The sequence below is a fragment of the Streptococcus sp. DFI.7.26 genome (assembly GCF_022240605.1).
GTDB lineage: Bacteria > Bacillota > Bacilli > Lactobacillales > Streptococcaceae > Streptococcus > Streptococcus xiaochunlingii.
In genome coordinates this window covers 69,687-80,016 of the sequence record NZ_JAKOGN010000008.1, presented here as the reverse complement: position 1 = coordinate 80,016, position 10,330 = coordinate 69,687, and the positions used below count along the sequence as shown (strand labels likewise).

Below are 10,330 nucleotides of genomic sequence, written 5' to 3'. Positions count from 1 at the left end.
CAACAACTACAACTGAAGAACCGACTACATCTTCAACTTCGACTACAACTACAACCGAAGAGCCGACTACATCTTCAACTTCAACGACGACAACAACCAAAGAAGATACAACCACTTCAACCACTACAGGTGAAACAACTACAACTACTACAAGTGAAGAACCGACTACATCTTCAACGACTACTCCAACACCAACTCCATCATCTTCAACAACTGAAGGTACCGGCGATGGCAAAGGTAAAGGTCGGAAGAAAGTTCTCCCAAGTACAGGTGAAGTTGCCGCTACTGGATTCATTGTTCTCGGAGCAGTTGTTCTATCAGGCGCTATCTTATTGAAACGTAAACTTTCAAATCAACAAAGATGACTAAATCACAACCTCTAGCTAATGGCTAGAGGTTTTTTTGTATTCGAAAACAACATTCCTACTGGTAATAGTATCTTTCTAGCAGGTCGTAAGGAGATTCAAGATGGATCTATTTAGATTTCTTTCTAAATAGAGTTGACAACTTGAAATTTAATTTGTAATTTCAAACAAACTATTGCTTTTTAATCACACATATATTATAATTAATATAGTAAACAAAAATGTGCAAGACTGAACCACATTAAAAGCTGACAAAAGGGAAATATTATGAAGAAGATTACTACATTTGCACTCATTGGGCTTTCTGCGATTGCTTTAACTGCTTGCTCTCCAAAATCTGATAGCAACTCATCTTCAAAAGGTTCTGAAGCTAAGACTGAACAGAGTTCAGCTAAAAAAGATGATAACGTATCAACTGAATTCAAAAACGCTCTTAAAAAAGCTAAATCTTACGCTGACACAATCCACCTTTCAAAACAAGGAATCTTAAAACAGCTTACTGAGTTTGAAAAATTCCCAGAAGATGCCGCTCAATATGCCGTTGATAATCTCGATGTAGATTGGAATGAAGTAGCCATCGAAAAAGCTAAATCTTACGCTGACACAATCCACCTTTCAAAAGAAGGAATGAAAAAACAGTTGATTGAGTTCGAACAATTCACTGAAGAGGAAGCAACATATGCTGTCGATAACGCAAAAATCAACTGGAAAGAACAAGCCTTGGCCAAAGCAAAATCATATCAAGAAACACTTGCTCTATCAACAGAAGGGCTCAAAGATCAATTGCTTAACTTCGAGAACTTCACTGAAGAAGAAGTTAATTATGCTCTCGAAAAACTAGACAAATAGAAAAGAAGCAGGATTTTCCTGCTTTTTCTATTTGTCTATAGATAGTTACATCTAATTTGTGTTTAATGCATTTAAAAGATTATAAGTGAATATCCTTCCTAGAAATATCTTAAATAAGTGATTATCTTGTAAACCACAAGATATAGATTTTATAAAAATAAAAAAATCAGAAACCCTTGATATAATGCTTTTTTCATTGCTCATAAATACAACATGTTGTGTTTTTTTCGTTTATTTGCTCTTTTTTATGCTCAAATTAGCAACCAAAAAGAGAATTTTTCAAAAGCTTATTGTATAATATAAATATAGCTACGAGGCGGTGGCATCAATCATCTAGAAAGTTGGTGATGCGTATGAAATACACATCGCTCTCAAGAGGAGCGTCCCATTCGAATTAAGGATGAAAGGCGTGTAAGCAGATGACTGCTTGTGAGTTGATAATGGTCGTGATTGCGATCATATCATTGCTCAGACAAAAAAAGGACTAAAAAGTCTATAAAAAAATCGCCTTTTCAAAGGCGATGCGAACAATATGAGCCACTGCAAAGTAGCTATCCAAAGAGAACTGGGCCAACAGTTCTCTTTTTTCTTTACAATTATTGTAGCACACGTGCAGAACAAAGGAAAGGAAAAAGGTAACCTATTTTTCTTTTTTTTGACGAAATATTGCATTTTCGAGTGCGTTTTTTCTTTTTTTCAGAAAAAGATCTATTTTTCGGAAAGATACGTGAGAATAATAATCTAAGAAGAATTCTGGAGCCATATAACCAAAAATTTTTTTTGAGCTAATTATCCTTAATTATGTACTTTATTTAAGTGAAAACTAAAAATTTTTCAAATGTACATTTTATAATTAATTTTTAGTTTTAACTAGGTGAGAATTATGTTATAATCGAATTGAAATTGAGGATAGATAATATTAATATAAGGAGATTTATAATGGCGACAGTGTTTGATGTAGCATTTTGGTAAAGTATGGAAAAAGTACAAGTAAATATATTTTATCGAAAGGAGAGATATATGAGTGAAATAGTTATTAATGCTCAGAATTTATCTAAAAATTTTTATAATTTTGATTCAAGACTCCCATTTATCAAGAGATTTTTGAAACATAATCAAATAACGATTCGAGCTGTTCAAGATATTAGTTTTACGATTAAGAGAGGGAGTATAGTTGGCTTTATTGGGAGTAATGGAGCTGGTAAATCCACAACGATTAAAATGTTGACTGGGACTCTTTATCCTAGTTCCGGAAAATTAGAAGTGAATGGAGAAATTCCATTTGAAAGAAGTATAAATTTTAGAAAAAAAATTTCAATAGTAGTAGGAAATAAATTACAGTTATTTCAAGATGTTTCGGCTATAGATTATTTTCAATTGATTGGTACTTTATATGAGGTAGAACCGGCGATTTTACAAGAACGAATTCAGGAGTTAAGCAATTTGTTGAATGTAAAAGATCAGCTTTACCAGCAGGTCCGGACCCTCTCTCTTGGACAAAAAATGAAAATGGAGTTTATCGCGGCATCTTTAACAAGTCCGGAAATATTATTTTTAGACGAGCCTACTATAGGGTTAGATATACAGTCTAAAAAAGATATCAGAACATTTTTAAAGAAAATGAATGAAGAATGTCATACTACTATTATTTTAACGAGTCATGATATGGATGATATTTCGTCTGTTTGTGACGAATTAATCGTCATTGACAAAGGAAAAATTATTTTGCAGGAGTCAATGGATGTTATTTTATCTAAATTTTCTGATTTTAAATATTTAAAGATAAAAATGACATTAGATTTGGTACCAGAGTTATGCTCTGTTAAAGGAGTAGTAGTCATTTCTCAAACAAAATCGGAATGTATACTAAAAATACCTAGAGATTTTGTCTTTGAGACATTAGAATCAATCAATAAGCTTGTAGATATAGAAGATTTTGAAATATCAAATCTTTCTTTAGAAGAAATTATTTTACAAAACTATTTTACAAAAAAGGAGCACAATTGAAAAAAGAAATGTCTATTATTCTGATATCATTTCGATCTATTTTGAACTATAAATCAAGTGTACTATTGTTAATGTTACAGGCAAGTATACAAATTATGATATCAGTATTTTTATGGACGTATATATATCAGAGTAACCAGATAAATATAGCAGGATATGATTTTACCTCAATGGTTCAATACTATTTGGGGACTATAATTTTTTCATATTTTGTTTTTTATCCAGTTGATTGGGAAATCAATGACGATGTTCATTCAGGAAATTTTTTTAGCATATTAATAAAACCTGTTACTTTTTATAAGTATTATTTTTGTAAAATGCTTGGAGATAGGCTTGCTCATTTATTATTTATCATCATTCCTGTCATTTTATTCTCCAGTGTTTATTACAAGAATGAGTTATTAACCATTGAAATTCTTATTTTAGGAAGTATTGCAATTATTCTATCTATGGTTCTATGGTTTTTAATATCATGTTGTGTAGGTATGCTTTCTTTTTGGTTAGAAAATATATTTTTTGTCCTTACTGTTAAAGAAATAGTAATTCAGTTTTTATCAGGAATATTATTGCCTTTAAGTTTTTTTTCAAATAATTTTCGTCTGTTTTTAGATGTATTACCTTTTAAATACTTAGTATATGAACCGCTTCAGATGTTTAGTAATGATACATATAAATTAATAGACTATTTGAGAATTATTTGTATTCAATTGATTTGGTGCATCATTTTTTATATTATATCAAGATTCATATTGAGAAAAGGAGTGGAGCACTTCTCAAATGTGGGAGGATAAAATGTTTAGAATAAAAGTAATTTTTAGGCTACTTCATTTTGGTTTTAAATCTGATATGAATTTTCATTTTGACTTCTTTTGTGGTCTATTTTCGTCGATACTGTGGATTGGTTTACCTATTGTATTTTTTAGATTGATTTTCTTAAACATAGACTCTTTTAATGGTTGGGACTATTATCAAATTTTATTTTTGGTAGGTTCCTACACTATTGTAGATGGAGTTATGATGGGATTGTTAATTAGAAGTATGGGAATTTTAGAATCAGATATTTTGAGTGGTAACTTGGATCAAATTTTATTGAGGCCGTTTGATACTCAGTTGTTCTATATTTTTAGATCATTTAATTTAGTTCAATTCGTGAATACTTTTTTTGGTCTTGCGATTATTTTTATAAGTTATGGAAATTTAAATGTACATTTAAATTCATTAAAAATATTATTTTATATCCTTTCTTTAATGTGTGGTTGTATTATATATTATTCAATTTGGTTTCTAATAACGATTAGTTCATTTTGGTTCCCAACTAAATTTTCAAAAGTAGATGTATTTTTGAATTATATTGGAATTTCTAAGTATCCATATAATATTTTTACAGGTATTAACAGATTGATCACTATGTTATTTGTTCCCAATTTATTAATTGCCAATCCTGCAGTATTAATATTTTTAGGGAAAGATACATTGAACCTATTTTTCTATCAAATAGTTTTTACAGTTTTTTTGATTATTATCAGTCGTACAATTTTTAGAAAAGGATTGAAAAAATATGAAAGTGCAGGAAGATAAACAATGTTGTTCAGTTATATGTTTGACTAAAGGAAGTGATTCGCTGTACTTTGTTTTGTGGTCATTGAAACATCAGATAATTATAAACTATAATTTAAAGAATAGTATTATTAACTTATAGGTGCTAAGAAAAAAATTAAAGAAATTCCCTCATTCAATCAAACTTATTCATATTTTTTAAAATAAGAAAATAGTTGGATTTTGATGATGGTTGATATAAAGCTAAACTGAAAGTACCTGAAATCCAACTGTGCCAAACCAGGCTTGAAAAAGGCCCGTAAAGCGTCACAATTTAGTAAACGTTAAAACTTATTTACATTTATTAAAAGCATTTCGTATCAAAAATACGAGATACTTTTTTCTAGCTTAATTTTACAAATTGGATTTTGAAGGACACCATGGACCTATTTTCAAGTTGATAACGACTACAAATTTGTTCTGGAGACCATGAAGATTGTAATCGCTCTTTAATTTCCTACTTCAATTCACAGGAGTCTAACTCGATTTTCTTCCCTTCTGCTTCGCCAATTGTTCATTGTGTGTTTGTGCTACTTGTGCAGAGTAAGTGTCATTACCACACTTAATTCTCTTGAGAAGGTTGATTTGTGAACGCCTAATTTTCTAGCTATTTGGCAGGGTTTGAGACCTAATTCTAGGTAAGTCTCTATCTTAATTCGCTCAATTATGGTAATATGATGGTAGCTTATAGATTTCTCCCGTGTTCTGTTTAGTGTGGTTACTTACAGTTTACACGAGATTGGGCTCTATGAGTTTTTTGTTGCACTATATTTTACTATTTATCAAATATAAAAAAGTAAGCTCAGAAAATCTCTGATCTTATTCTCATATCTCTCCAAACAACTTCCGTAAAATTTTCGGTGTGATACGTTGTCCTGGCCCTACGTAAGTATAGGCGTGCAGGTACATGGCAGGATTGAAGTTGAGTTCGATACAGGTGCAATTTGGTAGCTCCTTACTAGCAGGCTTGGTGTAGTCTGGGATAATCAAATCGACTCCACAGGCCCAAGCCCCCATAGCAGTCGCCATATCGGCAGCTAGTTGTTTGTAACTCTCGCCCATCTGGTCAGTCATGTCAATGGAGTCGCCTCCAGTTGAGATATTAGAATTACCACGCAGAAAGGTTTGGCTACCTTTAGGCAAGACTGTATCAGGTGTGTAACCCTGCTGTTCCAACATGAGTAATTCAATATCACCCAGATTGATGATTTCAAGAGGTGAGCGATGGTCGCGACCACGCAGAGGGTCTTGGTTTTTCTTTTCGACTAATTCTCGGATGCTTGAGCTTCCGTCGCCTACGACATTGGCCGCAACGCGGAGCACGACAGCCTCGCATTTTCCATCCAAGATAAAGAAACGGTACTCGGTCCCTGCCACAAACTCCTCGACTAGCACATGGCTATCTTCCGAAAAGGCGATGTCTAGGGCTTTTTCATAGCCAGAAAGGCTTGTTGACTCTTGGAAGATGGAAATGCCCAGACCGAAGTTGGTGGATTTGGGTTTGACAACAATAGCAGAGTTGGCTATTTGTCCGTAGTACCGCAAGGCATCGTCCTTGTTAGCAAATTCTGCTCCCGCAGGTACTGGAAAACCAGCCTTGTCCAAAATCTTTTTGGTCACAACCTTATTAGCCATGGCCAGTGGAATTACGTAGTTATCTTTGGATGTCATGTTGCTATTTTTAATGTACTCCACATGGTCACCATGCCAGAGTTTGAGAAATTGGTCTTCCTCATCTAAAATTTCTACGTTCAAGCCCAGCTGAATGGCGTCAAAGAGAATCATTTGGGTGGAGAGTTCCATGTTTTCATAGCCTTTGAGGGCATAAGGTGCTGTCCAAGCATAGTCATGAAAGGCTTGTCCTTGTTGTTGGCCAAATTTTTCAAGGGACCCTTCTTCAACCTGCTCTGCTATTTTTCCAGAAAGGGTCAAACGTGGATCAAGAAGAGAGGCCTCCACCTTAGTGATAAGCTGGCTATAATAGTCATCCAGTCCAAAGTGAGCGACGATGTCCTTCATGGCTGTCACGATAGGTTTAGGGTCAGCCTCTTTAGGAAGTGGTGTGTGGGGATGGCTGAGAGCGATTTGGTTGTTGAGAGTAGCAGCTACTGCCAATTCTTCGTCGACTTGCTCCATGTCGTCTAGCCACAAGAGTGCGAGTGCAAAGAGGTGGGTGGTGTCTAGTGTTTCTTGGCTGATTGCCAGTGGCTCAAAGGGGTTGAGGTCAAAGTTGCGGAACTCTAGATAGGAGATGCCCTTAGTCAAAAAGTCCCGGCTAGTCTTAGCACCGCGTAAACGGATGGCAGAGTAAAATTCTTTTTCAGAGGACAGTTGCCCAGATCCAACAGCGTTTTCGATGTCGGTCACGTATTGCTCCAGTGAAGAGAAGGAAATGTGAACATCGGGGGCATTGACATAGCCGTAGTTGGAGTTACGAATCGACCGCACGCAACCAATTTCATCTGTCAAAAACCCTTTTTCTGCTAGCGGGCTTGCTCCGTAAAGGTAGGTCAAGAGCCAGCGATAACACAAGAAGTTCTGAGCTAACTTGAGATAGAGGGCATTCTTGAAGGTCAGTAAATCGTCATAGTCACTGACTTCAAAGAGCTGCTGGGTCAGATCTTTGCCGAGTTCAAAATTATAGTGAATTCCAGATATGGACTGGAGCAATTTGCCGTAGCGTTCTGCCAAACCAACTCGGTATTGATACTCGTAGTCACTTTCCAACTGGGCAATCTGAATCTCTTCTTCTACAATCACAGGTGGCATGGATAAAGGCCAAAGATATTCTGACTTATCCATTGAGCGAATAGCCACATCGGTGATGGCCCCGAGGAAGCGACGAGCTTCCGTGGTCGACTGTGCTACCGGTGTAATGAGCTCTAGTTGAGGTTCGCTATAATCTGTCTGGATATAGGGATGGAAACTGCGAGAACCCAATTTTTCAGGGTGTGGCGTTTGAGCGACACGGCCTTCAGTATTGATTCGTAGAGATTCGCGCTCCAGACCAAAGGTAGCTTGTAAGATGGGAGTATTTGGGGATAATTTTTGAAATACGTTTGATAGGTTCATGATTGGGCCTCGAAATAACTAGTTTCTCTATTATTTTATCAGTTTGTTAAATAAACTCAACTTTCTGCTACGGAGATGGAGAAGGAAATGCTCGGACGAATTGACTATTTACTTGCATTAAATATAAGCAAAAGCATTAGTAGAAGTATTGAAACTACACCTAATAGTTTTTCCCCCACACTCAATCTCTCATTTCTGTCTTTTTTTCGTAGACAGTTATAAAGTCGATCAGAATAAACCTTGTAAGTGTATAAGTTAATTCTTACAGACCTAAACTATTCCCCTATTTAAAAAATAATGATTCATATTTTATGAAATTAATTAGTAGATATAGTTCTGAAAAGCCGTTATATTACGCTGTTTTTAGTCCAACTGAAATCCATACTTTCCAAACCAGGTCATACGATCTGTGAGAAAAAGAACACATAACAAAAAGAGGAGCTTCACAATAAAGTTCCTCTTCTTTTATATATCCGAATCATTATTCTTATTTCAAAAAAGGTAGTGAAAAAGGTAGTGATTCGGTTGATTTATATTGCAATGTAGTGAAATTTAGAATTTCAAGAATCGCTTAAAATCAAGGTTTCTAACATCTATTGACGTGTAGTGAACCCCTATTTCACCTCTGTAAACACAACGTGTTTGCGAAGTTTTGGTGAGTATTTCTTCAATTGAAGACGGTCTGGAGTGTTACGTTTGTTTTTAGAAGTAAGGTACAAGCGTTCACCAGATTCTTTGTGTTCAAGTGTAATATTTACGCGCATGGTATCTCCCTTCTATTATTCAGCTGATGCAGCTTTAGCGATCTTACGTCCTTTGTAGTATCCTTTAAGTGATACACGGTGTGAACGTGAGTAATCTCCAGTTGCTTCGTCAAAGTTTACAGATGGAGCTGTTACTTTGTAGTGCGTACGACGTTTGTTTTTCTTCGCTTTTGATGTGCGACGTGCAGGTACTGCCATTTCGTTTTTCTCCTTTTAAGGTATAAATTCAATTAGGTTTGATTTTCATCAACTTTAACAGTATAACAAAACTTTTTTGTAAAGTAAAGTTACTTGACAAAAAATTGTTAAAAAAATCTCCCACCCCATCAAATGGGACAGGAGTTCTCCTTAAAGGTCTATTTCAAATGGCTCATCAATCGTTTCCGAAACGTATTTGCCATCCTTTTTTCGTTGTTTGACACATTCTGTCAGCAGGTACTCGATCTGCCCATTGACCGATCGAAAGTCATCTTCTGCCCATGATGCGATAGCAGCATATAACTTGGCTGACAATCTAAGTGGAATCTGTTTTTTCTTTTGGTCAGCCATTCTTAATAGAGACTTCCCGTATTAACAATTGGTTGTGCATCATGATTGCCACAGAGAACGACAAGAAGGTTCGAAACCATGGCTGCCTTCCGTTCTTCATCTAGCTCTACAATCTCTCCTTCGCTCAGGCGTTCAAGGGCCATTTCAACCATCCCAACTGCTCCATCGACAATCATCTTCCGCGCATCGATAATGGCAGAAGCTTGTTGTCGTTGAAGCATAACAGCTGCGATTTCTGGAGCATAGGCCAAGTAGGTAATACGAGCTTCTAGAATTTCAAGCCCAGCATCTTTTACACGTGCTTGAATCTCTTCTCGAATACGACTGGCCACAATTTCACTGGAGCCTCTTAGGCTACCCTCATCTGCCTGGCCGTCTCCTGTCGTATCGACATTAGGAGCTACATCATAAGGATAGATGCGGACAATATTACGAAGAGCACTATCACACTGCAATGAGAGATATTCTTTGTAGTTATCCACATTGAAGACTGCTTTAGCAGTATCCACTACACGCCAAGTGACTGCAATACCGATTTCTACAGGATTTCCCAAACAGTCATTAATCTTCTGACGAGAGTTGTTCAAGGTCATCACTTTTAAGGAAATATTCTTTTTACCTGTCTCGATAGAAATACTGTTACCTTCTGCTGTTTTACTGACAGACATGGGTGACTTGGTGGTGACATCACCACTTTGGCCCAAGCGGGTGTTATTGGCAGGATTGACAGCGACACAGAAGGGATTGACAAAGTAAATACCCGCTTCTCGAATGGTTCCAATATAGTTCCCAAACAAGGTCAAAACCAAGGCCTCTTGCGGTTTAATAATTTTGATCCCCGCATAGCACACCAGACTAGCAATAAAGAGAAAAATACAGGTAATAACTGCAATCGCAAGTGGAAAACCTTCTGGTAGACTAGCAATTGCACTAATAAAGGCTAAAACTAAGACAAGATCCCCAACTAGCAAGCCTATAAGGGCAGCTAAGCCGTTTTTCTTTTGGGTTAAAATTTTTTCTTCCATGGGACGAACCCTTCTTTCTTTATGATATCTAAATGATATCACTTTGCTTACAAAAGTCAAGATATAACTGTAAATTATTTTAGCAAGAAACCGAGCAAGCTGA

At 35.9% G+C, this 10,330-nt stretch carries 10 protein-coding genes and 1 pseudogene; 5 read left to right on the top strand and 6 right to left on the bottom strand.

The features are described from left to right. The 5 genes from L0M85_RS07530 to L0M85_RS07510 all read left to right on the top strand — a co-directional run. Window positions 1-365 (top strand): LPXTG cell wall anchor domain-containing protein (locus L0M85_RS07530; protein WP_238656769.1); only part of this gene is annotated, 365 nt, incomplete at its 5' end. Window positions 366-632: 267 nt separating this feature from the next. Beyond that, window positions 633-1,214, top strand: coding sequence for an Ltp family lipoprotein (locus L0M85_RS07525; protein WP_238656768.1), 582 nt, complete (start codon window positions 633-635; stop codon window positions 1,212-1,214). 1,020 nt (window positions 1,215-2,234) lie between these two features. Continuing rightward, window positions 2,235-3,221 (top strand): ATP-binding cassette domain-containing protein, encoded by a 987-nt coding sequence (locus tag L0M85_RS07520; RefSeq protein WP_238656767.1) that lies wholly within the window; start codon window positions 2,235-2,237, stop codon window positions 3,219-3,221. Then, window positions 3,218-4,012: an ABC-2 family transporter protein gene (locus tag L0M85_RS07515; RefSeq protein WP_003013825.1), complete on the top strand. Its 795-nt coding sequence runs from the start codon at window positions 3,218-3,220 to the stop codon at window positions 4,010-4,012. Before L0M85_RS07520 ends, L0M85_RS07515 begins: the two co-directional genes overlap by 4 nt. A 1-nt stretch (window position 4,013) precedes the next feature. Then, the gene (locus L0M85_RS07510) at window positions 4,014-4,799 is read left to right on the top strand and encodes an ABC-2 family transporter protein (RefSeq protein ID WP_003013947.1); all 786 of its coding nucleotides are present in this window, start codon (window positions 4,014-4,016) and stop codon (window positions 4,797-4,799) included. Between the two features lie 385 nt (window positions 4,800-5,184). Here the strand turns inward: L0M85_RS07510 and L0M85_RS10070 are convergent. The 6 genes and pseudogenes from L0M85_RS10070 to L0M85_RS07480 all read right to left on the bottom strand — a co-directional run. Further along, a pseudogene (locus L0M85_RS10070) lies at window positions 5,185-5,506 on the bottom strand (helix-turn-helix domain-containing protein); the annotation flags it as partial. A gap of 136 nt (window positions 5,507-5,642) precedes the next feature. Next, a complete protein-coding gene (gene gshAB, locus L0M85_RS07500) occupies window positions 5,643-7,889 on the bottom strand; it encodes a bifunctional glutamate--cysteine ligase GshA/glutathione synthetase GshB (protein WP_045593546.1) in 2,247 nt (748 codons plus the stop codon). 614 nt (window positions 7,890-8,503) lie between these two features. Continuing rightward, on the bottom strand, window positions 8,504-8,653 hold the full coding sequence (rpmG, locus tag L0M85_RS07495) for a 50S ribosomal protein L33 (protein ID WP_001265622.1): 150 nt from the start codon (window positions 8,651-8,653) through the stop codon (window positions 8,504-8,506). 15 nt (window positions 8,654-8,668) lie between these two features. Beyond that, the gene (rpmF, locus tag L0M85_RS07490) at window positions 8,669-8,851 is read right to left on the bottom strand and encodes a 50S ribosomal protein L32 (protein WP_003009516.1); all 183 of its coding nucleotides are present in this window, start codon (window positions 8,849-8,851) and stop codon (window positions 8,669-8,671) included. A 150-nt stretch (window positions 8,852-9,001) separates the two neighbouring features. Next, the gene (locus L0M85_RS07485; protein ID WP_003011522.1) at window positions 9,002-9,202 is read right to left on the bottom strand and encodes a PTS ascorbate transporter subunit IIC; all 201 of its coding nucleotides are present in this window, start codon (window positions 9,200-9,202) and stop codon (window positions 9,002-9,004) included. Between the two features lie 2 nt (window positions 9,203-9,204). Further along, window positions 9,205-10,227 (bottom strand): SPFH domain-containing protein, encoded by a 1,023-nt coding sequence (locus L0M85_RS07480; RefSeq protein ID WP_048690698.1) that lies wholly within the window; start codon window positions 10,225-10,227, stop codon window positions 9,205-9,207. Window positions 10,228-10,330 lie beyond the last annotated feature (103 nt).

Coding starts and splice junctions, on each gene's coding strand:
- L0M85_RS07525 (WP_238656768.1), top strand. CDS start 633: ATGAAGAAGATTACTACATTTGCACTCATTGGGCTTTCTGCGATTGCT.
- L0M85_RS07480 (WP_048690698.1), bottom strand. CDS start 10,227: ATGGAAGAAAAAATTTTAACCCAAAAGAAAAACGGCTTAGCTGCCCTT.
- gshAB (WP_045593546.1), bottom strand. CDS start 7,889: ATGAACCTATCAAACGTATTTCAAAAATTATCCCCAAATACTCCCATC.
- L0M85_RS07520 (WP_238656767.1), top strand. CDS start 2,235: ATGAGTGAAATAGTTATTAATGCTCAGAATTTATCTAAAAATTTTTAT.
- L0M85_RS07485 (WP_003011522.1), bottom strand. CDS start 9,202: ATGGCTGACCAAAAGAAAAAACAGATTCCACTTAGATTGTCAGCCAAG.
- rpmF (WP_003009516.1), bottom strand. CDS start 8,851: ATGGCAGTACCTGCACGTCGCACATCAAAAGCGAAGAAAAACAAACGT.
- rpmG (WP_001265622.1), bottom strand. CDS start 8,653: ATGCGCGTAAATATTACACTTGAACACAAAGAATCTGGTGAACGCTTG.
- L0M85_RS07510 (WP_003013947.1), top strand. CDS start 4,014: ATGTTTAGAATAAAAGTAATTTTTAGGCTACTTCATTTTGGTTTTAAA.